Below are 23,796 nucleotides of genomic sequence, written 5' to 3'. Positions count from 1 at the left end.
TTTCTGGAAAACAAGCCTTAAACAAGGTTGTTTTCCTCTACTTATTGGGTGAGCGCTTCTGCGATATTCCTTTCCAGATTTAGCTTACTTCTTTGCTATAACCGTTTCAAGCCTTCTTTTCTGGAAATAGGCCTGAAACGGTTTTCCTTTTATAGCTATTTATCAAAGTACTTGATAGCCAAAGAGATTTACAGATGTGTGGGCAGAAATCTTGGATAGCGGAACAGGTTTTTGTACCTTCGCGCCGCGTTCAAGGTGAATGCCCCGGGTTCCGCGTTGGAAAACGGGTATGTAAAAGAAGCTACGGAGAGGTAAGTGGTTCTGTGTCTAGCCGTTATTTTTTGTGAACCAACATAGCAATATGGCAAATGTAGATGATTTTAACTGGGACCAGTTTGAGTCTCAGGGTTTCGGTGGAAGCTACTCTGCTGCGCAGAGAGCCGAACTGGAGCAAATGTACGCCGACACCCTGAACACTGTTCAGGAAGAGGAAGTGATCAAAGGTACTGTTGTTGGTATCACAGATCGCGATGTGATCTTGAACATCGGATTCAAATCTGATGGTTTGGTGCCTGTTTCAGAATTCCGTGACATGCCGGACCTGAAAATTGGTGATGAGGTAGAGGTTTTCATCGAAGACCAGGAAGACCCTAACGGTCAGTTGATCCTGTCTCGTAAGAAAGCGAAAATCGTGAAAGCGTGGGAAATGATCTACGGCGCTTTGGAGAACGACACTGTATTGGAAGGTGTAGTGAAACGCAGAACCAAAGGTGGTCTGATCACAGACCTTTACGGTGTAGAAGCCTTCTTACCAGGTTCTCAAATTGACGTGAAACCTATCCGTGATTTCGACATTTATGTTGGTCGTAAGATGGAAGTGAAAGTGGTGAAAATCAACGCCGCTTTTGATAACGTAGTAGTATCGCACAAAGTCCTGATCGAGAAAGATCTTGAGCAGCAACGCGCCGCTATCCTGAACAACCTGGAAAAAGGTCAGGTTCTGGAAGGTGTAATCAAAAACATGACCAACTTCGGTGTGTTCATCGACCTTGGTGGTGTAGATGGTCTGTTGCACATCACCGATATCTCATGGGGACGCATCAACCACCCGCAAGAGGTGTTGGAGCTAGACCAGAAAGTAAACGTGGTAGTGTTAGATTTCGACGACGACAAGAAACGTATTTCTTTGGGCATGAAGCAGCTGACTGCTCACCCTTGGGATGCTCTTCCTGCCGAAGTGGAAGTTGGCTCACGGGTGAAAGGCAAAATCGTGAACGTAGCAGATTACGGTGCGTTCTTAGAACTGATGCCAGGCGTAGAAGGCTTGATCCACGTGTCAGAAATGTCATGGTCTCAGCACCTGCGCAACCCACAAGACTTCATCAAACAAGGTGACGAGATTGAGGCCGTTGTGTTGACGATGGACCGTAACGACCGCAAAATGTCTCTGGGCATTAAGCAACTGACCGAAGATCCTTGGACCAAAGAAGATGTATTGACCAAATACGCCGTTGGAACTAAGCACACAGGTGTGGTTAGAAACCTGACTAACTTTGGTCTGTTCATTGAGCTGGAAGAAGGCGTAGACGGTCTGGTTCACGTTTCTGACTTGTCTTGGACTAAGAAAATTAAGCACCCATCTGAGTTCGTGAAAGTTGGTGACAGATTAGACGTGGTGGTTCTGGAGCTTGATGCTGCTGCCCGTCGTCTGGCACTTGGTCACAAACAACTGGAAGAAAACCCTTGGGATACTTTCGCTACCGTATTCAACGTAGGTTCAGTACACAGAGCTACCGTGTTGGAGAAATCTGACCGTGGTGCTACCCTGGAGCTGCCTTACGGTATTGAAGGATTCTCTTTCCCTAAAGGTCTTACCAAAGAAGATGGTACCAGCGTAGAAGCCGGTGAGCAAGTAGAATTCAAAGTTACTGAGTTCTCTAAAGACGATCGTAAGATCATCTTGTCGCACACTGCCATCCACACTGCTCAGCCAGAAGACGCCAAGCGTAAGAAATTTGAGAAGAAAGATGCTCCTGCCGCTGCCGGTGCGCCTAAAGCTGCCGCTGCTCCGGCTGCCCCTAAGAAAGACGAAGTTCGTTCTACCTTAGGTGACCTGGATGCCCTTTCTGCCTTGAAAGACCAAATGATGGAAAGCGAGAAGGAAGCTGGTGAGAAGAAATTAGCCGCGGCTGCCCAAGCCCGTGCTGACAAATCTACCGGCTCTGCAGACGCTGACTCAGCAGAATCAGCTGAATAATTTTTAGGTAGGTAACTGCCTGATAACCAGAAAGAGCCTCTGAAAAGAGGCTCTTTTTTTATGTTCCTTTTGAAAAAACTGCTTCAAAATTGGGATAGTAATAGTTCCTGCCTATATTTGCACACCAAAACACGGTAACGTGGCCGAGTGGCTAGGCAGAGCTCTGCAAAAGCTCGTACAGCGGTTCGAATCCGCTCGTTACCTCCTCTGAAAAAAGCCTGCTTTCATTAAGCAGGCTTTTTTGTTTTCAGTCCATTATTCATTTCCTATTCCGGCCAGCCTTATTCAAATTCCTTTCTGTTTCCTTCTGCCTACACTAAGCATTTAAAAGGTAGAAAGGCTTGGTTTATCTTCCCTTTAATTCCCTTTTCTATTTTAGGTTTAATCTTTTATTTTTTATTTAATTGTTCTTTAAGTAGTTATAAATAACTGTTAAATAAATGTGCAATTCCCTTGACGTCTTTCTTCTCCGGAACGGGTTTATTCCTCTGGCAACTTCAGGTAAATAAAACAGCTAAAGCTTTTTTATTATGTAATAGAGGCCTAAGGGGGGTAAAATCAATTATTAGTAATTTGAGAAAAAAGATTGGTCCTCAGTATACGGTATTGCCCATTTTTCAATCAAGTTCGTATAAAATAGGAGATATTTAAATTATGGGGCTTTTTCAACAAGGTTGCCTAGTAGTTCACGCATCTCTGCTTCGGTAATTCCTGAATATTTTAATTGCATAATCTTTTGCCTTCATTATGCGTATGCGCAGACATCTGTCAGAAGCATATACGAGAAGGTCATTTTTCATTTTCAGGTAAATAGAGTGTAATACCTTTGCTTTTAAAAAATGTAAGCGGCTTCCAGATGATTTTGACTTTCAGGATTTGAAAGATTATGAGCAAAAAAGAGCCAGAAAAAAAAGAGACAAACCAACCCGTTGTAAGAGAAGCAATTGAGAGTAAAATCCCGAAGGGAACATTAATTGCTATTGGGGGCGCAGAAAACAAAGGGGATGACCCAGAAGCGGATTCCTCTGATTCTGAAAACCTTAATTTCGAAAAGACTGAGATTCTGTCCAGGTTTGTAGAAGAGTTGAAGGGGAGCAATCCACTTGTCCTTGTAATCCCTACCGCATCTTCCTTGCCCGAGGAAGTAGGGGCCTCATATATAGAGGTGTTTAAGACCTTGAAGGTAAAAAAGGTAGAAGTACTGGATATCCGCAACCGGGAAGATACCTGCAAGGAAGAGTATTTGGACTTGGTCAAAAAAGCGGCGGGTATTTTGTTTACCGGCGGCGACCAGTTAAAACTTACTTCTATTCTGGGAGGTACTGAGCTCATGCGGCTCATCAAGGAACGGTATTATAAAGAAACCCTTGTAGTGGCAGGAACCAGCGCGGGAGCCGCAGCCATGTCTACTCAGATGATCTATCAGGGAATGAACGGCGCAGGCTTCATCAAGGGCTCTGTGAGTATTACCGCTGGGCTTGAATTATTGAATGATGTCGCGATTGATACCCATTTTATCAAACGGGGCCGTATAGTACGTATGGCGCAGATGCTAGCCACCAACCCAACTTTTATAGGGGTGGGGCTGGAGGAAGACACCGGCATTGTCGTAAAAGGAGGAAATCAGATAGAAGTGATAGGAAGTGGCCTGGTAGTCTTGGTAGACGGCCGGAAAAGCACGCGTACCAACATTTATGAGGTGGAGGAAGGTGTTCCTGTCACCATAAGAGACCTTACGGTGCATCTCCTGGGAAAGGGAGATACGTACACGTTGGAGATTTTTTAAATAGTCTGAATACCGGCATCTATACTAGATTAAACAATCTATGAAAATCGCAGAAATACGCATCATGCGTGGGCCAAACTATTGGTCTGTGAAACACCCCAAAATTGTAGTACTCAAACTGGACATGGAAGACTTTGCGGGTGTGCTCACCACAGACATTCCAGATTTTGCGCAAAGGTTGGAAACCATGTTCCCCGGAATGATGGAACACCGGAGCACCGAAGGCCAGGAGGGGGGCTATCTTAGAAGAGTAAGAGAAGAAGGAGTACCCTTGAGCAACGTGGTAGAACATGTGGCCCTGGAACTACAGACCCTGGGCGGGATGAATTCAGGATTCGGACGTACGTACCCGGCACCACAACCCGGTTTTGAGTACGTAGTATTTTCTTACCAAGAAGAGAAAGCCGGAGAGTATGCTGCTTACGCGGCCTGCCGGGTCGTTACCGCACTGATAAACAACCAACCCTATGACATTGGACCAGACGTAGAAGAATTGCATGAGATTCGGGAAGATGAACACATTGGTCCAAGCACCTACTCCATCGTGTCTGAAGCAGTGGCCCGGGGCATTCCTTACATCCGCCTGAACAAGAACTCACTAATCCAGTTGGGGTACGGAGTCCACCAGAAACGTATCCAGGCCACCATGACCTGCCGTACCGCTTCCTTTGCCGTGGAGATTGCTGGTGACAAAAGCGCTACCAAAGACATGCTCTATGAGGCTGGGGTACCGGTACCCAAAGGCGAGATCGTGTATACCTTAGAAGAACTGAAAGAAGCAGTAGACTACCTCGGTTATCCCATCGTGACAAAGCCTCTGGACGGAAACCATGGGAAAGGGGCCGGAATCAATATCAAGAACTGGGAAGAGGCCGTAGCCGGGTTTGAAGTGGCTCTGAAATATTGCAAAGCTGATAAAGCCGTGATTGTAGAGCAGTTCATCCAAGGGTATGACTTTCGGTTACTGGTGGTCAACAAAAAATTTATTGCCGCTGCTAAACGCACCCCCGCCATGGTGGTGGGAGACGGCGTTTCCACGGTGCAGCAACTGATTGACAAAGTAAATGCAGATCCGCGCCGGGGTGTTGGCCACGAAAAGGAACTCACCAAGATTACCGTAGACAAAGACACCCAGGGAATACTGGATAGTAAAGGGTATACCTTGAATACTGTCATTGCCGATGGAGAAACGCTTTACCTCAAAAGCACCGCAAACCTGTCTACGGGTGGTACCGCCACTGACGTCACTGATCTCATAGACCCCTACAATGTGCTGATGGCTGAGCGGATTGCCGGTACCATTGGCCTGGACATCTGCGGAATTGATGTAGTTACCTCTGACATTGCCATTCCGTTGCCTGAGGCAAGAGGGGCCGTGATTGAGGTAAACGCCGCTCCCGGATTCCGGATGCACGTAGCGCCCACTGAAGGTCTGCCCCGCAACGTAGCCGACCCAGTGATTGAGATGTTGTTCCCGGACAATTGCCCGTCACGTATTCCCATTATTGCCATAACCGGTACCAACGGCAAGACCACTACAACTCGCTTGATCGCGCACATGGTGAAATCCTGCGGATATCAGGTGGGCTTCACCACTACAGACGGCATCTACATCCAGGACAAATTGCTGGAAAAAGGCGATACTACCGGTGCTAAAAGCGCTGAGTTCGTCTTGCGGGATCCTACCGTGAACTTTGCCGTGCTGGAATGCGCCCGTGGCGGGATGCTTCGCTCAGGTTTAGGATTTCAGCAATGTGACATCGGGATCGTGACGAACGTGGCCGAAGACCACATGGGCCTCCGCGACATCTATACCCTGGAAGACATGGCACGGGTAAAAGCCGTGGTCCCCAAAAGCGTGAGTAAAGACGGGTATGCCATTCTGAACGCCGACGATGACAATGTCTACAAAATGGCCAAAGAAGTAGAGTGCAAGGTGGCGTTCTTCAGCATGGACGAAAACAATCCGCGTATCCTGAAGCACGTGGCTCAGGGAGGTTTGGCGGCAGTTTTTGAAAACGGCTTCATTTCCATCTTCAAGAACACTTACAAAATTAGGGTAGACCGCGTAGCCGATATTCCGCTTACTTTTGGCGGCCGTGCCAAGTTCAACATCGAAAACGTGTTGGCCGCTACCCTGGCGGGGTATATCTCCCGATTTGAGATTTCCGAGATTAAAACCGCCTTGCGCACCTTCGTGCCATCGGCTTCCAAAACCCCGGGCAGAATGAACCTCTTCAAATTCCCTACCTTCGAGGTTTTGGTGGATTATGCCCACAACCCTGCCGGCATGAAGGGGATCGCTGATTTCCTACAGAACGTGGATGCCCGTAAACGTGTGGGCGTGGTAGCCGGCGTGGGTGACCGTCGGGACGAAGACATGGTGGAACTTGGCAAGATGGCAGCCCAGATGTTTGATGAAGTCATCATTCGCTCAGACCGTGACCTGCGGGGCCGCACCGCCGAAGAGATCAACCGGAACGTCATTGACGGCATTCTGCAAGTTGATCCGCATAAACCCTTCAAGGTAATTGAGCAGGAAATGGTAGCCATCGCCTATGCCCTGGAACATGCCGAGCGTAATTCCTTTATTACCATCTTCTCCGAAGACATTCCGGAGGCTATCAAGATGATCGAGAACTTCAAGGTGATTCAGGATAGACGCGTCATGGTTGACTAGAGTAATGAGAGAATGAATGAATGAATGAATGAATGAATGATGGAGTGAATGAGAAAGGAGAGGGAAGAACCGAAAAATGTTTTTTGCCTTCTTTTCTGAACACAGCCTTAAAACAGGGACTAAGAGCCTTTTTGTATTTCTATCATTCCTTCATTCTCTAATTCCTTCATTCTCTCAACCATTCAATCACTCTCTAAAAAAAGAGCCCCGAAACGCTGGTACGTTTCGGGGCTCTTTTTTGAAATAAGTAAGTAAAACTGTTACTTCAAGGTGAAGGAGGTGGTTCCGATCAAATAGCCGTCTGAGTAGATCTCAATAAGGTGTTTTCCGGTTTTGTAGGGAGTTCCTTTGGAGTAGATGAAGGAAACCTGTTGCTGGGTGTTGTCAAAAACGATGTCGCGTTTGGCGGTGTAGAACTGCTCTTTGCCTTCAAACTCAAACGTTCCCGAGCCGGTAGCCAGGTTGTAGAGCGCTGAACCGTCTGGCTCAATGAGGCGCATCAGAATCTCTTTGTTTTCCTTAGGCGCTACCTCGTTTTTGCCTAACCGGAAGGAAAGCTTGATACGGTCTACGCGTTTTGCTTTGTACTCTTCCTCGGTGTCTTCTTTTTCTTTGCCTTTGGCGTTGATGACGCTTACCACAATGTTCTGGGCTTCCAGTTTAGAGGCCAGGCTCACTTTTTCTTCCAGGGCTTTCTTGTCAGTTGAAAGGGTGGTGATAGAGTCTGCAAGTTTGTTTTGGGTGGTTTTCAGGCCTTTTACCTCGGTGAAGAGCTCTTCGTTATCGGTTTGCAGTTTGGCTACTTCTTCGTCTTTTTTCTTAAGTGCCTGCTCAAGGTTCTGGGCTTTCATCTGGAAACGTTTCTGATCAGCAACGGTAAACGAGCTGTTCCGGAAGGAGCGGAGTTGGGCCAGGTCGGCGTTAATGGCGGCAATTCTGGATTCCAGTGAGTCGTTGGTCAGGCCCATGGCGCTCAGATCAGCGCTTTGCTTCTCATAATCTGCTTTCAGAGTTTCGTAAACCTTGATCTGGTTCTCAAGCTCGGTATTCTTTACCTTGATGATTTCCTTCTGTTCCTCGTTCTCCTGCGTTTTCTGTTGCTGCATGTAAATAAGGATACCGTTGATGCTGAGCAGCACAATGATGAGGCCTACTACCAACAATTTGCGGTTACTATCCTTTTCGGGTGTTTCAGTCGACATAGCGGATCAGGGTGGTTTAGAGTTTTTTGGGTATTCCCTATTTGTACAAAAATACGTTTCTATCTATCCTTTGCAAATAAGAGGTTAAAATACTTACTTCCGGGCATGCGTGAAAAAGACAATTTAGACCAGGAGTATTGGGAGCAAAGGTATCGGCAAAATCGCACGGAGTGGGATGTTGGATCAATCACCCCTCCATTAAAATCCTATATTGACCAATTAAGCGAGAAGAGCCTGCAGATTCTTCTACCGGGCGGCGGCAACGGGTACGAGGCAGAGTACCTGCACCAGAAGGGCTTTTCCCAAGTCTTTCTGTTAGACTTCGCCCAAGCCCCCTTGCTGAATTTTAGGGAGCGGGTTCCGTCTTTTCCAGAGGGCCACTTACTGCAGCAGGATTTCTTTACTTTAACGCCCGGCCTGTATGATCTGGTATTGGAGCAAACGTTCTTTTGCGCCTTGCCCAGGGAATTTCGCACCCATTACGCGCGTCAGGTGTTTGACATCCTAAAGCCGGGAGGGAAGTTGGTTGGTGTCCTGTTTTCAGAGGAGTTTGAGAAGGAAGGCCCGCCTTTTGGTGGAACGGCTTTAGAATACCAGGCCTACTTTGAACCGTACTTCCGGTTCATCCGGTTTGAGCCTTGCCAGAATTCAGTGAAGCCCCGGCAGGGAAGGGAGTTGTTCATTGAACTGCAACGCCGCGACCGGCCGCAGTTTATCGCGTAGAATTCTGTACTTTTGGCATCATAAATGAATCTGGTACAGCCATAAGCTTTTTAAGCAAACTATGACTTTCGGGTAAGAACCCTTTCAATGCCGTTTTGCCAAAAACGCCTTAAAAAGGGGAACGCCTTACGTAACTGTAATAAAAGCGAATTCAGCTGTACCAGAAAGTAGACAAAAACCATTATCTAATTAGAGAAAGCATATGTTAATCAATATTCCCAAGCTTCAGCATACGGCATCGGGTAACTTCTTTTTGATGGCGGGTCCTTGCGCCATAGAAGGAGAGGAGATGGCCATGGGCATTGCCGAAGAACTCGTCCGGATTTCTGACCGCCTGCAGATTCCCCTTATCTTTAAAGGATCTTACCGCAAAGCCAACCGCTCCAGAAAAGACTCTTTCACCGGCATCGGAGACGAGAAAGCACTTAAGATTCTAGCGAAAGTAAGCGAGACCTTCGTGGTGCCAACCGTCACCGATATCCATGAAACCCATGAAGCGGCCATGGCTGCCGAGTACGTAGACGTGTTGCAGATTCCGGCTTTCCTGTGCCGCCAAACCGATCTGTTGATTGCCGCAGCCCAAACCAGCAAGGTGGTGAACATTAAGAAAGGTCAGTTCCTGTCTGGTGAGTCCATGAAGTTTGCCGTGGAGAAAATTAAAGAATCTGGTAACGACAACGTGATTCTGACCGATCGGGGAAACTCCTTCGGGTATTCAGACCTTGTGGTAGATTTCCGGAACATCACTGTGATGCGCGAAAATCAGGTGCCGGTAGTGATGGACGTGACGCATTCGCTTCAGCAACCGAACCAATCATCTGGAGTGACCGGCGGAAGACCAGCCTTGATCGAGACCATCGCCAAAGCGGCCATTGCAGTGGGAGCCGATGGCTTGTTCATTGAAACGCACCCAGACCCCTTAACGGCCCGTTCAGACGGTGCTAACATGTTGCCGTTAGCGCAGCTGGAAGGTCTGATGAGACGCCTGATCAGAATCAGGGAAGCCATCCGCTTCGAATAATAAAATCTGCTTTGGGCCTGTTTTAAGTAAATCAGGCCCAAAGCAGATTTTTATAAAAAAACTCTTAGAACCTTAAGGTGAAATGCTGCTTGGGCTGATTCGTCCGGAAGAAGACCAGGCCCATGTAGAAAAGATCAACCGTAAGCAGTACCCGCGGGTGCTGCTTTATTTTTTGCCAGGCTTTGGCCATCTCCCCCGACCAGTAAATGTCATCCAGAATGAAGACGCTGCCTTCGTGTGCCTTGGTGAGGCATTCCTCAAAGTACCGCAGGGTGGGCTCGTAGCGGTGGTTTCCGTCAAAGAACACGAGGTCTACTTTCTCCAGCCGGTTCAAGGTCTGGCCTAGGGTTTGGTCCAGGTTACCTTCTACCAGTTGTATTTTACCCAACCCTAATTTCTGGAAGTTCTTTCGGGCTTGTGCTGCAATGGCGGGGCAACCCTCAAAGGTGTACAGATCGGCGGTTTTGCGGGCTAATCCTAGATAACTGGTAGTTAAGCCTAAAGAGGTGCCCAGTTCTAAAATGGTGGCGGGTTTGAAATGGTTGGCTAGCCTGAACAGCAATTGGCCTAACCGGGCTGGTTTGGCAGCCGTGCGGGCGATGTCAGAAATCTTGCGCTGGCGGGTGGCACCCGAATGGGAACCTGCCCCGAAGTCAGTGACCTCCAGAACCGTGTGGTCTTGCAACAACTCTTCCCGTAAGGCTTCCACGGCATCATAGGCCGGGAAATGGCCTTCGTGATGGATGATGTGGCAATAGAGATTGAATACGAAAGGGGAGTGCAAACCATGCGCATTCCCTGAACGCCACCAAAAGGAGGCGTACCTGTAGATCATGGCGGCGTGCTGCAAACCAGAAGCGGGATTAGTTTAGTTTATAAGGAATAATGAGCGTGAATTCGGGGATGGTCACGTAGAACTGACGGCCGTCTACCAGACGCTCCATCAGAAAGGTACCGGCCATTTTCCCGATGCTGGTTTTCAGGTTACAACCCGAGACATACTGGTGGCTTTCGCCGGGTTCCAGCACCGGTTGCTGGCCTACCACGCCTTCACCCTCCACTTCCCGCACCTCGTTGTTGGAATCGTAAATGTGCCAGTGGCGGCGTAATAACTTTACCGTAAATTCGCTGTTGTTCTGGATAGTGATCTTGTAAGCGAAGACAAAGTGCTGTTGGGCCGGACTGGAATAGTCAGGGAGGTAATTTGTCGTGACATTGACAGTGACTCCTTGGGTTGTTTTCGTATCCATGCTTGCCTTAATTTGGTATAATGGGAACAGGCTTTCTGGCTCTTTAGTTTTGCCAGCCGGATTCTAAAGTAAAAATACGCTAAAAACCTTTAACTGGTACCTCTTATATGCAGGTAAAAATAGAAAGTAGCTGGCAACAGGTACTGCAGGATGAGTTTGAGAAACCTTATTTCCAAACCCTTATCAACTTTGTGAAGACGGAATACACCACCACCGAGGTTTATCCGCCGGGCAAACAAATTTTCCATGCCTTTGACGAATGTCCCTTTGACCAAGTTCGGGTGGTAATTTTGGGTCAGGATCCTTATCATGGGCAGGGACAGGCCAACGGGTTGGCTTTCTCCGTAGCAGAGGGGATGCGCACCCCACCATCGCTGCTTAACATATTTAAAGAAATAGAAGCCGATTTAGGAAAACCAATCCCCAGATCAGGCAATCTGGAGCGTTGGGCAGAGCAGGGGGTACTCTTGTTGAATGCCACGCTTACGGTGCGGGCCCATCAGGCCGGGTCACACCAGAAAAAGGGGTGGGAGGAGTTTACCGATGCCGTCATCAAGAAAGTCTCAGACCAGAAAGAGCACGTGGTGTTCCTTTTATGGGGAGCTTACGCCCAGAAGAAAGGAATGATCATAGACGAGAGAAAACACTTGGTTTTGAAAGCAGCCCACCCGTCGCCCTTCGCCGCCGACAAAGGCTTTTTCGGGACCCGGCATTTCAGTAAAACCAACGCTTACCTGCGGGAGCACGGCCTTCCTGAGATTGAGTGGTAGAAGGTTTGTTTTAAGCCTATTTACTTGAAAACGATCCTAAAACAGCATGAAGAAATAGCAGAACTCTTTCTACAAGAAAAGCCGGTCCCACAAAGGCCGGCTTTTCTTGTAGAAAGAGTTCTGCTTTCGAGGTGATTTCTCAAAAACACCCTTGAAAAGGAAGTGTTATTCTATGCCTTTGAAGATGCGGCTCCAGCGAATTTTATTGAACAACGATCCGTAAGGGTCTGCTGACATCCAGATCAGGACGGCCTTTCCCACCACGTGGTCTTCTGGCACAAAACCCCAGTACCGCGAGTCTTCTGAGTTATGGCGGTTGTCACCCATCATCCAGTAGTAGTTCTGCTTGAAGGTGTATTGCTTTAACTCCTGCCCTTTTACCAGAACTTTATCGTCGGTAACGGTGATGTCATCTTTCCCGAAGCCTTCGTACTTGCGTAGCACCATTTCATAGAAAGGAATGGTTTGGGCATTCAGGTCCACGGTCATACCTTCTTTAGGAATGGTAAACGGTCCGAAATTATCTTTGTTGTACGGGTACATAGACGGCTTGAACGGGAACACATCGGCCCGCACAGACCCGATGGAGTCTTTGTACAGTACTACTTCCTTAATGAAGTCAAAGCCTTTCAGTTTCTCGGCGGTAGAAGGCGTGGTGTTGATTACGTAGCCCACTCCTCCAAAAGCCATCTGCACATCGGTAATGTCGTGCTCCTTGAAAAACTTCTCGTTGATGGGCGTAGTGGTGAGCAAACCATAGGCGTACTGTACTCTGTCGGGCTCGGGCACCAATTTGTCGTTGATATACACCCTCATGTCCTTCATCTGAATCTTATCACCCGCAATGCCAATGCAGCGCTTGATGTAATTCATTCTCAGGTCTGTGGGGTGGTTGACATCGGCGGGCCAGTTGAACACCACTACATCATTGTTTTTCACCGAGGTAAAACCCGGCAAGCGGTACGATTTCAGCTGAATGGCGTCTGAATAGGAAGGAATGTTAGTTCCCCAGATAGTCTGGTGGGTCAAAGGAACCTGCAACGGCGTGATAGGGGTACGCGGACCATAATGCAGTTTGCTCACAAACAGATAATCCCCTACCAACAGCGATTTCTCCATGGATGGGGTAGGAATCGTGTACGCCTCAAATGTAGCCCACCGGATAAGGGTGGCAGCCACTACGGCAAAAAGAATGGCGTCTCCCCACTCCCTGAAAAAGCCTTTCTTCTTTTTAGGCTTGGTTTCTTTTTTGGTCCAAAAACGGATGCTCATGCAATCTAGGTTAGAGTTGTAGCAGGTCGGTCATGCCAAAGATGCCCTGGCGACCGGGTAACCACTCTGCTGCCAAAAGAGCTCCGGAGGCGAATCCTTCTCTGCTGTGGGCAATGTGGTGAAGCTCAAAGGTATCGTTTTCTGAGGTGTATTGTACAATGTGGGTGCCTACTACTTCGCCTTCGCGTTCAGAAATCACACCTAAGAGCTCAGGTTTCTGAGAAAGGTCGTTCACCCAGCCTTGTTTCTCGGGAAAGTGTTTCAGAATACCGTCGGCAATGGAGAGGGCGGTGCCGCTGGGTTTGTCCAGTTTGTGCACGTGGTGGATTTCCTTTACCTGTACGCCGTACTCCGGGTACTGCTGCATCTTCTGCGCCACGTACTCATTGAAATGGAAAAACAAGTTCACACCCACGCTGAAGTTGGAGGCGTAGAAAAGCGTGCCCTGCAGTTCCTGGCATTTTTCCTGCACCTGCGGCAAGTGCTGGAGCCAGCCGGTGGTACCCACCACAACCGGTATCTTTTTCTCAAAGCAGGTGAGAATGTTGCCCACCGCGGCATCTGGGCTGGTAAATTCAATGGCTACGTCTACCTGGTCAGGGGTATAGCCAGCAAGTTTGTCTGCATCATGAACGGTAAGGGCTCCTACAATCTCGTGGCCTTTAGCTAGAGCCAAACGCTCAATTGTCTGACCCATTTTGCCGTACCCAATGAGTAATATGCGCATAATTTTATTTGAGGTTCAGTTGGAGGGTGAAACCCGCCGAGTAAGATGGGGTACCGGCAAGTTGCTGCCAGGAGGGTTTTAGTTGTAAGGAAAGGTCATCGCTTACGTCAAAAGCCTTAAGGTGAGCATCTACGTGGGCTTCCATAACGTTGAGGCCCCAGGCAACTACCCCCAAAATAATGTCTAAGTCCCGGTACTTTCTGAAAAAATCACGGGAACGGCGCAGGTTGATGCTGCCTTGGTCATTGGGCCTGCCCACGCCATACACATTGCTTTCGGCGTACTGATCTACCGTGTTGGCATCGCCATCAAACCGGATAGCCAAAGCTTTCACAAAGCCTTGGTATTTGCGGTTGTTATCATAAATAAAGTACCCGATTACCCCGCCAGCGGCATAAACCAAAGGTATTTTCCAATAGCTCTTATTGTAGGCTTGTCCTAAACCCGGCAGTACCGCAGAGTAAAAAGCAGCTTTCGCAGGGCGACTCCATTGGCTCATAGGCTTCCACTTTTTTGTGGTATCTGCTTGCGCTGCAACAGGAGGGGTAGCTATCCTGGCCGAATCTGGCCCCGCGGTGACTACCTGCGCTACAGAAGTAAAGTGAATACCAAAGGATAGACCTGCCAATAGGAACAGGGCCGCTAGCTGCCGCATGTTAGGCGTAGTTTAAGATTTCCAGAATACGGTTCAGCTCATCTACAGACACAAACGGGATCTTGATTTCCCCTTTGCCTTCTGGAGAGGCCTTTACGTGAATGCGGGTGCCAAAATAAGACGAAAGTCTTGATTCCACGCGCTTCACTTCGTTTTCTAACGGATGCAGGTCTAGTTTGGTCTGTGGGTCGGGCTTTTTGTTCGCCAGGTTGATGTTACGCACCAATTCCTCCACTTTCCGCACCGAGAGTTCCTCGTTCACAATCTTGCGGTACACCTCCAACTGCTTGTCTACGTCATCAATGTTGATGACGGCACGGGCGTGGCCCATGGATATCAGGTTGTCCCTGATCCCGATCTGGATGTCTGGAGGTAGTTTGAGCAGACGAAGGTAATTGGTAACGGTGGTGCGTTTCTTGCCAACGCGCTCTCCTAGTTCCTCCTGCTTCAGGCTACACTCAGAAAGCAGCCGCTGGTAACTCAAGGCAATCTCAATGGCGTTGAGGTTTTCGCGCTGAATGTTCTCAATTAGAGCCATCTCCAGCATCTGCTGGTCATCGGCTTTTCTGATGTATGCCGGTATGGTTTCCAGACCCGCCATTTTAGCGGCCTGATAACGGCGCTCACCCGAAATTAACTGGTAGGCATCAGCGCTTAGCTGGCGAACCGTTATGGGCTGTATGATGCCTTGTATGCGGATAGACTCAGCCAATTCTTCCAGAGCCACTTGGTCAAAGTGGGTACGGGGCTGGAAGGGGTTGGTCTCAATCTGGTTTAAGCTTATATCTGCGATGGTGTTGACAGCGCTAAGGGTGGATGATGTTGTTTCAGGTTCTGGGGCTTTACGATCATATTGCCCCGTGATAAGGGCATTGAGGCCTCTTCCAAGACCCCCTGCTTTCTTCTTGGCTGAATTATCAGACATGTAGGTAATTTAAGCTATAGGTACTATTGGGCAACTGCCACACCGTTCTTCTCCACAATCTCACGCGCCAGGTTCAGGTAGCTGATGGCTCCCTTGCTTTCGGCGTCATGGAGAATTGCCGGTACTCCAAACGATGGAGATTCACTCAACTTCACATTTCTTGGGATGATGGTGTCAAACACCATCTGCTGGAAGTGCATCTTCACTTCCTCTACCACCTGGTTAGACAAGCGCAGACGCACGTCATACATGGTCAGTAACAGGCCTTCAATCTCCAGGTCAGGGTTCAGCCTTGACTGAATGATTTTGATGGTGTTCAACAGCTTTCCTAATCCTTCCAGGGCGAAGTACTCGCACTGAACCGGAATGATTACCGAGTCAGCGGCGGTCAACGAGTTCACGGTGATGAGGCCCAACGAAGGAGAGCAGTCAATGATGATGAAATCATACTTCTCCTTCAGCGGCACCAACACCTGTTTCATCTTCTCCTCGCGGTTAGGCAAGTTGATCATCTCCACCTCAGCCCCTACCAAGTCAATGTGGGAAGGGATCAGGTCCAGAAAATCTATAGGAGAGGACATAATGATGTCTTCGGTTTTCACGCCGTCCACCATGCACTCGTAGATGCTGTTTTCAATGTCTTTCGGGTCAAACCCGATACCAGAAGTAGCATTGGCCTGCGGATCAGCATCTACCAGCAGGGTTCTATATTCTAAAGCGGCTAAACTGGCTGCCAGGTTAATGGCCGAAGTGGTTTTCCCTACTCCGCCTTTCTGGTTGGCAACGGCAATTATCTTTCCCATTCTACAGGTTACAGTTCTATGGTTTGACCAATCTCCATCAAAATCAAATCCTTCTGCTGGCGCCGGGCAAGTTCCAGGGCCTCCACATGATCAATTTCTATGTACGGGAAGGTGTCATAATGCATCCCGATGATTTTGTTTGTATTTACGTAATTGGCGGCTACCAGCGCATCTTCCACATCCATGGTGAAGTTGTCACCGATTGGCAGTAGCGCGAAATCAACCTTGTAGCGGTCGCCAATCAATTTCATGTCGTAGTGCAGGGCAGTGTCGCCGGCGAAGTAGAAGGTCTTCTCCGCGCTTTCCACCACGAAGCCTGTCGCGGTACCAGCGTAGGTACCGTCTGGAAGAGAACTGGAGTGAATGGCGTTCACCATCTTCACCGTCCCGAAGGGCAGATGCACCTTTCCGCCGGTGTTCATAGGATGAACGTTCTCCACGCCCTTTTTCTGATACCAGCTCACAATCTCAAACATAGCCACCAACGTAGCCTTCGTTTTGTTGAGCAAGTACTCGGCGTCTGCCACGTGGTCTCCGTGCCCGTGTGAGAGCAGGATGTAATCGCATTCTATGGAATCAATATCAATCTCTGAAGCTAAAGGATTGGGGGTGATGAAAGGATCAAAAAGAACTTTTGTTCCCCCTATGTCAAAAAGAAAGCAGGATTGTCCGTAATAAGTGATTTTCATCTGTGTAAGGCCAAGGTAGACGATTAACTACAAGATCAAGCATACGCTTTTACAAAGATAAGGTAATTTGAAGAGAGACTTATTAACACTTTGGAGTTATTTATCCCCATTTGGGGGTTAAAAAGTGTTTATAAACTGGTTTAGCAAAAACAGGGTAGAAGCCTGATATCTATCTTTTTAGCGTATCCAAGAAAGTAGCTCACCGTCACCATTCCTTTAGGTCGCTACCCATCTGTTTTAGGCCTCTTTTGGGCATTCTACCCCTAAAACCAGATAGGACAATCTGTCAATAAAAGCTTAAGAGAGATTCTTCTGGAATGCTGTAAACAAGCCATGAGAGGCCTATTCTGTTCGGTAGAAGGGCTTTTTCCAACTTTCCCTGGGCTTTGTTTCTTCCTACTTTTCCATTTTAAGGCAAATTTTTCGAATAACTGCTTAAAACAGGGTTTAACGGTTCAAGGGGGGCAAAAGATAGACTTCAATTGAGGTGAGGAAAAGGCTTATGTGAGTAGGTCAACTTCTCACCAGTTCCCTTTCTGACGTGGGTGATTACCTCTAGAAGGAATGTAAATCAATTAATGTAAATACTTAGGTATTAGTGAGGTTATAAACGAAATTTATGGGGAGTCTGAAACAAAAAAGCCCGGCAAAACCGGGCTTTTTCTTATAGGTAAGGGAAATCCTATTTGGTGCCTTTCTTGCGTTTGGCATCTTGCTCAGCGGCCACTTTCATGGCTTCCTGTAAGCGTTTCTGGAATCCACCTTTGGGCTCTTTGCCTTTGTTCTTCTCCTGATACTCTTCCAGGTTCTTCCGGATTTTAGTTTCATCCACAAAGTATCTGATCAGGGCCTGCTGACCAAAGGTAACGATGTTAGACACGAAGTAATAAAAGCTTAGACCGGCTGGGAAGCTGTTCAGCACGAACATGAAGATCACGGGCATGAGGTACGAGTAGAACTTCATTGGGCCCTGTACCGTGCTCACCTGGTTGTTAGACCATGTGTACAGAATAGTAGAGGCAGTCATGAGCAAGGTGAACATACTCACGTGATTTCCATAGAACGGAATGGTGAAAGGAAGCATGGCAAACACGTCATAGGTGCTTAAGTCATGTGCCCATAAAAACGGCTCCTGACGCAGTTCAATGGAGTTCGGGAAGAAGTTGAACATCGCAAACAAGATAGGCATCTGCAGCAGCATGGGAATACAGCCGCTCATGGGGTTCACGCCCATCTTGGAGTACAACGACATGGTTTCAGCCTGGGTCTTCTGCATGTCACCATCGTTCTTCTCCTTGATAGCATCGATCTCAGGTTTCAAAACCTTCATCTTCGCCATAGAGATGTACGACTTGTAGGTCAGGGGGCTCAGGATCAACTTGATGTACAGTACCAGTAGAATGATGATGATACCGTAAGAAGGCACGAAATCTTCCAGGAAGTCAAATGCCGGGATGATCAGGTACTTGTTTACGTAAGAGAAGATACCCCAACCCAATTCCAGGTTACGGTCAAAGCCTTCAGATACGTTCTTCAGGACGTCGTAATCGTTTGGCCCGAAGAAGTAGGTAAAATGGGCCTTTCCACTTAAAACATCCTGCGCCGAAATGGTCAGTTTGGAGGTTAAGGTCTTAATTTGGGTGGTGTCACTCTCATTTATGGCGCTGGTGATCTCTGCGTTGGCAAAACTGTTCTGCGCGATGATAGCGGCGGTGAAGAAGTTTTGCTTGTTAGCCACCCATTTTACAGGCTCCTCTAGTTTCTCCGTCTCGGTCTCCGTAGCGCTGGCAGAAAGATTGTCAAAGCTTTCGTCGGCGGTGAAGTAATTGATGGTAGAGTGGCTGCGGTTCTGCTTTAAGTCCTTCTCCAGGCGCTTCAACTGGTCAGTCCAGGTAAGGAGCACCGGTTGCTGGGCCACCAGGTTTTCCATGCCCCGGAAATTAAGCTGATAGCCTACTTCATAGGAATCTTCCTGCAAAGTGTACACCTGCTCAATAGTTTGCCCAGCCGCTACCTGTGCGGTGAACGTTACTGATTTAGCCGGCTTATTGTTCAGGGTCACATTAGAGACGGCAGACGGTTGGAAAAACAAATCTGACAGGCGAACCGTACGTCCTTCTTTGGTCTGGAAGCTGAATTCCTGCTGGCTGGTTTCTTTGTCAAACAAAACCAAAGGCTTTTTGTCCCAGGTTTTGTAGTTCTTCAGTTCCACTTCCTCTACTTTGCCTCCCTGGCTGCCCAAGGTCAAACGAAGCACTTGATTTTCCAAGCTAACAGCTTGGTTCTGACCGGTAGCCAACGCGCCAAAGGCACCTAACTGGGCCACGCGCTGAGCATTCGCTACAGAGTCCAGGGTAGGGTTTTGTTTTGCCGGAGCTGCTGAGATAGAGGTAGTGGTTTTTGCTGCTTTTTGTGCCGGTTGTTCCTCCGGCCCTTTCATAAAGAAAATACTGTATACCAGTATAAGGATGGCAATCAGGCCCATGCCTATTGCTGAATTTTTATCCATAAGTGTTAAGAAGGGTTATTTGTTTTTGTTTTTAGACTGGGAAATGGCCGCCTTGATGAAGCGTACGAACAGCGGGTGCGGGGCCAAAACCGTGCTCTTCAATTCTGGATGGTACTGGGCGGCCACAAACCAGGGGTGGTTCTGTAGCTCAATTACTTCCACCAGACCAGTGTCTGGGTTGATGCCCGTGGCCAGCATACCGGCCTCCTCAAAAGCGTTCAAATATTGGTTGTTGAACTCATAACGGTGACGGTGCCGCTCAGAGATGTGGCTCTTGCCATAGGCGTGCTGGGCCTTTGACCCCTTTTTTAGGTCGCAGACATAAGAGCCCAAACGCATGGTGCCCCCTTTCTGAGTTATGTTCTTCTGGTCCTCCATCATGTCAATAACAGGGTGGGGGGTAGTTGGGTTCATCTCAGTAGAAGCGGCATCTTTTAAGCCTAACACGTTGCGGGCAAACTCCACGGCCGCACACTGCATGCCCAGGCAAATCCCGAAGAATGGAATATTGCTTTCCCGCACGTAGCGGATGGCCTCCAGTTTTCCCTCAAAGCCACGCTCCCCGAAGCCTGGTGCTACCAGAACCCCGTTCATGCCTTCAAGGTGCATGTGCACGTTCTCGGCGGTGATAAACTCAGATTGAATGGATTTCAGGTGAACCTTGCACTCGTTGGCAGCGCCCGCGTGGATGAAAGCCTCAATGATAGATTTGTAGGCATCAGGCAACTCCACGTATTTCCCTACCAGGGCAATGGTTATTTCTTCCGTTGGATTCTTTAAACGGCCCAAAAACTCTTTCCAGGAATCTAGGTTTATTTCCTGGCGGCTGGTGAGTTTCAGTTTTTTGATCACGCGTTCGTCCAGCTTCTCTTTTTTCATGAGCAGCGGCACGTCATAGATAGTCTCGGCATCCAGGGACTCGATCACGGCGTTGGGGGCCACGTTGCAGAACAGGGCAATCTTGCGGCGCATCTCGGCGGGAATAGGGTGCTCTGACCGGCAAACCAGGATATCGGGCTGAACCCCGGACTCAGACAAGGCTTTCACCGAATGCTGGGTGGGTTTGGTTTTCAGTTCGCCGGCGGCTTTGAGGTAAGGCAATAAAGTAAGGTGAATCACTACCGTATCTTTCGTGTCCAAATCCCAACGCAACTGACGTACCGCCTCAATGAACGGCAGAGATTCAATGTCGCCTACGCAACCACCAATCTCAGTGATGACCACGTCAAATTCTCCGGTCTCACCCAAGGCCAGCATGCGGCGCTTGATCTCATCGGTGATGTGAGGGACCACCTGCACGGTTTTGCCCAGGTAAGCACCCTGGCGTTCCTGCGTAATGACGTTGTGGTAAATTCGGCCGGTGGTAACGTTGTTTGCCTGGGAGGTAGGGGTGTTCAGGAAACGCTCGTAGTGGCCCAGGTCCAGGTCGGTCTCGGCGCCATCTTCGGTGACATAGCACTCCCCGTGTTCGTAGGGGTTCAACGTACCCGGATCGATATTGATATAAGGATCGAATTTTTGGATGGTTACTGAGAAGCCTCTCGCTTGCAGAAGTTTAGCCAATGAAGCAGAGATGATGCCTTTCCCTAGGGAAGAAGTCACACCTCCCGTAACGAAAATGTATTTAGCAGAAGCCATAAGTAGTGTTTGTCTTATGGACTGCAAAGTTACTCTAAATTATTGGAACGGCGGGGAAAATGTTTGCCTTTGCAGGATGACCAAGGCAAAAGCTAACCTTCAGATCGTTTTAAAGGCCTTTTCAGGAAAAGGGGGCAAAAACAGGTAGTCAGGCTTGTTCCATCACAAATTTATTCCACCCAAATAATGGAGTTGCCCGTGCCGTGTTCATTTTGCTCCCACAGCTTGTTTGCCGGGTCAATGATCCACTCACCGTCTACCACGAATTTGTAGCGGTTCTTGCCTACCGGCAGGTGAACACTAAACACCCAATCATTGCCTTCTCTTTTCATGAGTAAAGCCGTTGGGTCCCAGTTGTTGAAGTCGCCGGTCACGTAAGCGGCCTTGGCTTTTTCATATCCTCTCAACCGGAACGTATAGTTAGGGGATAGAATCAGGTAGGAGTTTCTGTCCTTGCCATCTTTCCCCACCTTTAAAGGGTTAGCCGGGTCCAGTACCCATTTGCCGTCTACCTTGAACTTGTATTCATAATTGCCCGGTCTGATGGCGTAAGGCAATTCCCAACCAGTAGGCGTTTTCTTCATCACCAATTCGAAATCACGCCAGTTGTTGAAACTACCGGCCAAAAGAACCTCTTTAGCATTCGTGTAGCAATTCAACTGAAAAAGATGGGGTTCCCCGATGCGCAGCATGGAGTTGAGTCCGTTTTGACCATCCGGCACTGTCTCTGTTTTGCCCGGCTCGTGGTGCCATTGACCGTCTACAATGTACTTATAAATATGGGTGCCCTCGGCTAGGTACAGGGGAAGTTCCCAGCCTTTGGCCGTTTTGTTCATGAGCAGGTCACGTTCGCGCCAGTTATTGAAGGAACCAGCCAGATACACCCGTTTGGCGTTCGGGAAAGCGGAGAGCCGGAAGATGGTGTTTGTTTTGTAAAAAACTGAGTTCACGTTTCCGCGTCCGTCGTTTTCCCTGAGTTGGTTATCTGGGTCAATGGTCCAGTCGCCGTCTAAAACGAATTTGTACCAGTGTTTGCCGGGGGGCAGGGGAACGCGGGCTATCCAGCCGGAGTCGGTTTTGGTCATGGCAAGGTCGGTGGGGGACCATTTGTTGAAGGAACCAGCCAGATACACTTGGCGGGCCTGGGCACCCTGTCGCAGGTAAAATGTGACCACTGAATCCTGTTCCGGAAAGGTTTTCTTGTTTTTAAAGCGGTTAAGACCAAATACCACGCCCCGGTTAATAGCCCGAAAACCGGCAAAAGACTCCGGTTCTTTCTCGGTGAAGATGATTCGGTCTACCGGGTTGGAGATGTGCTCAAACGACATCAAGGGTTTGCTGAAAACCACCACCTGGCTGTTGTTCTGCTCCATGCGCCAGCCCTGCTGATGAAGCGAATCAGCGGATTGGGTCTGGAAAAACTGTTTAAGGCCTACATCGGTGAGGTTATACTTCACTAGAAAAGAATCCAAGGCAGTCTTTGAGATCTGTTTGCTCAGCTCAATGAACATTTTACCATCCTTTACCAGGCACTTTTGAACCGGGGCTTGGGCATAGGTCTGCCCCTGCAGGGCTACTACCAGCATGATAGTACACCAGCAACTCAAAAGCAGCCGTTTCAAAGAAACCCGGGCAATGTTTATTTCCATATATACAATTCTCGCTTCACAAAATTAAAGCCTATTTTGTTATCATTCACCGAAAGGAAATCAAAGCCCAGCACGCCGTTAATGCACCCGTCATAAGAAAAACAAGTGTTTTCCAAGCTGGTAATCACAACGGGCAACGAGGCGATGTCCTGATTCCCGAACCGTAGGTTTTTAAGGTCTCCGCGCAGTGCCTCAATCTTCCGGTTGCCGGTTCCGGTCAACATGACTCTTCCTGTTATAACTACGTTTTCAAAGATCTTATTGGGCAGACGGCTGTCCAGAATATTGGTTTCGGCCCCGCAGTCAATGATGAAGTCAATTTTCTTGCCAACCATCTCGGTGTGAACTATAATCCGGTTATCCTTCAGATCGATGGGGATGGTGTTGTACCCCAATGTGTCCTGCAACTGGCTGCTTCGGTAGGTTTCGCTTTCTTTCTTTCCAATCTGGTGCAGGAAAATGAGGCTGCGCTCATAATCAATTATCATTTCACACCGTCTGAACAACTCCATTCCCAACAGCCCCAGTATCTTAACCTTTTTAGTGTTCTCTAAGTGCCCCAGGTTCACCAAATCTGCCTTTATTCTGGAATACTGCAGGTTTCCCAAGGAAAAACTCCGCACGATTGTTTTCACTACCTCGGGGGAGGCTCCCGTCACACTGGTCCTTTGGGCCTGAGAGTCCTTCATCTTCGGGTAATCCCGGAAATAGGTGATGTTGAGCACCAGTCCCTGCGCCCCGGTATCCAGGATAAAGCTGCCCACGGTGGTGTCAGCCCGCGCCTGGATCATAATCAGGTTTCCCACTCTGGTAAAAGGCAACACACTTGAAACCGAATCATTGCCCGCGAAAAAGTTGGGCAAGGATACCAAGGAAAGCGATTGCCGAAGAGGTGGTAAAGAAAGTTGGCGAGTCCTTTCAGGTTTCTTAGCCCCAAGGGGTTTGGCTTCCAGCAGAAAGCTGCCCGAAAGAAGCAGCAGCATTCCTAAGCACCTCACCAACATAGAACGGATGGAAAAAAGCATAAGGAAAAGCTGTGTCTAAGGGCTTGGTTATAATCTAGTAAAGGAGAGGAATCGCGAACGGTGTTGCAAAAGTAAAGAAGCATAAAAGATAGCAAATCCTTTATATAGTTTCCGCTCTGTTTTCCTAAAAAGAGGAGTAAAACGAGCTGGTTTTTCACCCTCCCTCTGAAGAAGGCTACCGGGCTTTACATGAAAGATGATTCCTTTATATAAAG

At 48.4% G+C, this 23,796-nt stretch carries 19 protein-coding genes and 1 tRNA gene; 7 read left to right on the top strand and 13 right to left on the bottom strand.

What is annotated here, in order from left to right:
* Nucleotides 1-361 precede the first annotated feature (361 nt).
* From rpsA to cphA, 4 genes are all read left to right on the top strand, one after another.
* Entirely contained in the window at nucleotides 362-2,257 is a 1,896-nt protein-coding gene (rpsA, locus tag EFB08_RS20145; protein WP_123128783.1) for a 30S ribosomal protein S1, read from the top strand.
* A 133-nt stretch (nucleotides 2,258-2,390) separates the two neighbouring features.
* A tRNA-Cys gene (locus tag EFB08_RS20140) sits at nucleotides 2,391-2,461 on the top strand.
* Between the two features lie 682 nt (nucleotides 2,462-3,143).
* Nucleotides 3,144-4,043 carry a cyanophycinase gene (locus EFB08_RS20135; RefSeq protein ID WP_123128782.1) on the top strand — a complete coding sequence of 300 codons (900 nt, stop codon included), beginning with the start codon at nucleotides 3,144-3,146 and terminating at the stop codon, nucleotides 4,041-4,043.
* 40 nt (nucleotides 4,044-4,083) lie between these two features.
* Nucleotides 4,084-6,723 carry a cyanophycin synthetase gene (cphA, locus tag EFB08_RS20130; RefSeq protein ID WP_123128781.1) on the top strand — a complete coding sequence of 880 codons (2,640 nt, stop codon included), beginning with the start codon at nucleotides 4,084-4,086 and terminating at the stop codon, nucleotides 6,721-6,723.
* Between the two features lie 260 nt (nucleotides 6,724-6,983).
* Here the strand turns inward: cphA and EFB08_RS20125 are convergent, their stop codons facing one another.
* Nucleotides 6,984-7,925 carry a hypothetical protein gene (locus EFB08_RS20125; protein WP_123128780.1) on the bottom strand — a complete coding sequence of 314 codons (942 nt, stop codon included), beginning with the start codon at nucleotides 7,923-7,925 and terminating at the stop codon, nucleotides 6,984-6,986.
* Nucleotides 7,926-8,030: 105 nt separating this feature from the next.
* Here EFB08_RS20125 and EFB08_RS20120 point away from each other — a divergent pair, with 105 nt between their 5' ends.
* Both EFB08_RS20120 and kdsA read left to right on the top strand, forming a co-directional pair.
* The gene (locus tag EFB08_RS20120; protein WP_123128779.1) at nucleotides 8,031-8,648 is read left to right on the top strand and encodes a methyltransferase domain-containing protein; all 618 of its coding nucleotides are present in this window, start codon (nucleotides 8,031-8,033) and stop codon (nucleotides 8,646-8,648) included.
* Nucleotides 8,649-8,850: 202 nt separating this feature from the next.
* The gene (kdsA, locus tag EFB08_RS20115) at nucleotides 8,851-9,669 is read left to right on the top strand and encodes a 3-deoxy-8-phosphooctulonate synthase (RefSeq protein ID WP_123128778.1); all 819 of its coding nucleotides are present in this window, start codon (nucleotides 8,851-8,853) and stop codon (nucleotides 9,667-9,669) included.
* Between the two features lie 64 nt (nucleotides 9,670-9,733).
* Here kdsA and EFB08_RS20110 read toward each other — a convergent pair whose 3' ends face one another.
* A complete protein-coding gene (locus tag EFB08_RS20110) occupies nucleotides 9,734-10,504 on the bottom strand; it encodes an O-methyltransferase (protein ID WP_123129067.1) in 771 nt (256 codons plus the stop codon).
* Between the two features lie 28 nt (nucleotides 10,505-10,532).
* Complete coding sequence (gene apaG / locus EFB08_RS20105; RefSeq protein WP_123128777.1) at nucleotides 10,533-10,919, bottom strand: Co2+/Mg2+ efflux protein ApaG; 387 nt, start codon at nucleotides 10,917-10,919, stop codon at nucleotides 10,533-10,535.
* 107 nt (nucleotides 10,920-11,026) lie between these two features.
* Between apaG and ung the strand changes: the two genes are divergently transcribed.
* Nucleotides 11,027-11,689 (top strand): uracil-DNA glycosylase, encoded by a 663-nt coding sequence (gene ung / locus EFB08_RS20100; protein ID WP_123128776.1) that lies wholly within the window; start codon nucleotides 11,027-11,029, stop codon nucleotides 11,687-11,689.
* Nucleotides 11,690-11,854: 165 nt separating this feature from the next.
* On the opposite strand, the gene lepB is transcribed toward ung, so the two are convergent.
* The 10 genes from lepB to EFB08_RS20050 all read right to left on the bottom strand — a co-directional run bounded on the left by lepB (nucleotide 11,855) and on the right by EFB08_RS20050 (nucleotide 23,581).
* Nucleotides 11,855-12,961, bottom strand: a complete 1,107-nt coding sequence (gene lepB / locus EFB08_RS20095; RefSeq protein ID WP_123128775.1) for a signal peptidase I — start codon at nucleotides 12,959-12,961, stop codon at nucleotides 11,855-11,857.
* Between the two features lie 10 nt (nucleotides 12,962-12,971).
* On the bottom strand, nucleotides 12,972-13,688 hold the full coding sequence (dapB, locus tag EFB08_RS20090; protein WP_123128774.1) for a 4-hydroxy-tetrahydrodipicolinate reductase: 717 nt from the start codon (nucleotides 13,686-13,688) through the stop codon (nucleotides 12,972-12,974).
* Between the two features lie 4 nt (nucleotides 13,689-13,692).
* Complete coding sequence (locus EFB08_RS20085; RefSeq protein ID WP_123128773.1) at nucleotides 13,693-14,343, bottom strand: DUF5683 domain-containing protein; 651 nt, start codon at nucleotides 14,341-14,343, stop codon at nucleotides 13,693-13,695.
* Nucleotide 14,344: 1 nt separating this feature from the next.
* Nucleotides 14,345-15,268: a ParB/RepB/Spo0J family partition protein gene (locus tag EFB08_RS20080; RefSeq protein ID WP_123128772.1), complete on the bottom strand. Its 924-nt coding sequence runs from the start codon at nucleotides 15,266-15,268 to the stop codon at nucleotides 14,345-14,347.
* 23 nt (nucleotides 15,269-15,291) lie between these two features.
* Nucleotides 15,292-16,071 carry a ParA family protein gene (locus EFB08_RS20075; RefSeq protein WP_123128771.1) on the bottom strand — a complete coding sequence of 260 codons (780 nt, stop codon included), beginning with the start codon at nucleotides 16,069-16,071 and terminating at the stop codon, nucleotides 15,292-15,294.
* Nucleotides 16,072-16,079: 8 nt separating this feature from the next.
* Nucleotides 16,080-16,760, bottom strand: a complete 681-nt coding sequence (locus EFB08_RS20070; protein ID WP_123128770.1) for a metal-dependent hydrolase — start codon at nucleotides 16,758-16,760, stop codon at nucleotides 16,080-16,082.
* Between the two features lie 682 nt (nucleotides 16,761-17,442).
* The gene (gene yidC, locus EFB08_RS20065; protein WP_123128769.1) at nucleotides 17,443-19,269 is read right to left on the bottom strand and encodes a membrane protein insertase YidC; all 1,827 of its coding nucleotides are present in this window, start codon (nucleotides 19,267-19,269) and stop codon (nucleotides 17,443-17,445) included.
* A gap of 15 nt (nucleotides 19,270-19,284) precedes the next feature.
* Nucleotides 19,285-20,907 (bottom strand): CTP synthase, encoded by a 1,623-nt coding sequence (locus tag EFB08_RS20060; RefSeq protein WP_123128768.1) that lies wholly within the window; start codon nucleotides 20,905-20,907, stop codon nucleotides 19,285-19,287.
* A 170-nt stretch (nucleotides 20,908-21,077) separates the two neighbouring features.
* Nucleotides 21,078-22,556 (bottom strand): glycogen-binding domain-containing protein, encoded by a 1,479-nt coding sequence (locus tag EFB08_RS20055; protein WP_123128767.1) that lies wholly within the window; start codon nucleotides 22,554-22,556, stop codon nucleotides 21,078-21,080.
* On the bottom strand, nucleotides 22,547-23,581 hold the full coding sequence (locus EFB08_RS20050) for an aspartyl protease family protein (protein ID WP_123128766.1): 1,035 nt from the start codon (nucleotides 23,579-23,581) through the stop codon (nucleotides 22,547-22,549). Before EFB08_RS20050 ends, EFB08_RS20055 begins: the two co-directional genes overlap by 10 nt.
* Nucleotides 23,582-23,796: the final 215 nt, after the last annotated feature.

The sequence above is a fragment of the Rufibacter latericius genome (assembly GCF_003721515.1).
Classification (GTDB): Bacteria; Bacteroidota; Bacteroidia; order Cytophagales; family Hymenobacteraceae; genus Nibribacter; species Nibribacter latericius.
The sequence above is the reverse complement of the archived record's forward strand: the minus strand, read 5'-3'. Positions and strand labels throughout refer to the sequence as shown.

What these genes read in the sequence shown, in the direction of transcription:
- EFB08_RS20085 (WP_123128773.1), bottom strand. Translation starts at nt 14,343, where the DNA reads ATGCGGCAGCTAGCGGCCCTGTTCCTATTGGCAGGTCTATCCTTTGGT.
- EFB08_RS20070 (WP_123128770.1), bottom strand. Translation starts at nt 16,760, where the DNA reads ATGAAAATCACTTATTACGGACAATCCTGCTTTCTTTTTGACATAGGG.
- EFB08_RS20060 (WP_123128768.1), bottom strand. Translation starts at nt 20,907, where the DNA reads ATGGCTTCTGCTAAATACATTTTCGTTACGGGAGGTGTGACTTCTTCC.
- EFB08_RS20135 (WP_123128782.1), top strand. Translation starts at nt 3,144, where the DNA reads ATGAGCAAAAAAGAGCCAGAAAAAAAAGAGACAAACCAACCCGTTGTA.
- rpsA (WP_123128783.1), top strand. Translation starts at nt 362, where the DNA reads ATGGCAAATGTAGATGATTTTAACTGGGACCAGTTTGAGTCTCAGGGT.
- EFB08_RS20075 (WP_123128771.1), bottom strand. Translation starts at nt 16,071, where the DNA reads ATGGGAAAGATAATTGCCGTTGCCAACCAGAAAGGCGGAGTAGGGAAA.
- EFB08_RS20110 (WP_123129067.1), bottom strand. Translation starts at nt 10,504, where the DNA reads ATGATCTACAGGTACGCCTCCTTTTGGTGGCGTTCAGGGAATGCGCAT.
- kdsA (WP_123128778.1), top strand. Translation starts at nt 8,851, where the DNA reads ATGTTAATCAATATTCCCAAGCTTCAGCATACGGCATCGGGTAACTTC.
- EFB08_RS20050 (WP_123128766.1), bottom strand. Translation starts at nt 23,581, where the DNA reads ATGCTTTTTTCCATCCGTTCTATGTTGGTGAGGTGCTTAGGAATGCTG.
- EFB08_RS20055 (WP_123128767.1), bottom strand. Translation starts at nt 22,556, where the DNA reads ATGGAAATAAACATTGCCCGGGTTTCTTTGAAACGGCTGCTTTTGAGT.
- lepB (WP_123128775.1), bottom strand. Translation starts at nt 12,961, where the DNA reads ATGAGCATCCGTTTTTGGACCAAAAAAGAAACCAAGCCTAAAAAGAAG.
- cphA (WP_123128781.1), top strand. Translation starts at nt 4,084, where the DNA reads ATGAAAATCGCAGAAATACGCATCATGCGTGGGCCAAACTATTGGTCT.
- apaG (WP_123128777.1), bottom strand. Translation starts at nt 10,919, where the DNA reads ATGGATACGAAAACAACCCAAGGAGTCACTGTCAATGTCACGACAAAT.
- EFB08_RS20080 (WP_123128772.1), bottom strand. Translation starts at nt 15,268, where the DNA reads ATGTCTGATAATTCAGCCAAGAAGAAAGCAGGGGGTCTTGGAAGAGGC.
- ung (WP_123128776.1), top strand. Translation starts at nt 11,027, where the DNA reads ATGCAGGTAAAAATAGAAAGTAGCTGGCAACAGGTACTGCAGGATGAG.
- dapB (WP_123128774.1), bottom strand. Translation starts at nt 13,688, where the DNA reads ATGCGCATATTACTCATTGGGTACGGCAAAATGGGTCAGACAATTGAG.
- EFB08_RS20125 (WP_123128780.1), bottom strand. Translation starts at nt 7,925, where the DNA reads ATGTCGACTGAAACACCCGAAAAGGATAGTAACCGCAAATTGTTGGTA.
- yidC (WP_123128769.1), bottom strand. Translation starts at nt 19,269, where the DNA reads ATGGATAAAAATTCAGCAATAGGCATGGGCCTGATTGCCATCCTTATA.
- EFB08_RS20120 (WP_123128779.1), top strand. Translation starts at nt 8,031, where the DNA reads ATGCGTGAAAAAGACAATTTAGACCAGGAGTATTGGGAGCAAAGGTAT.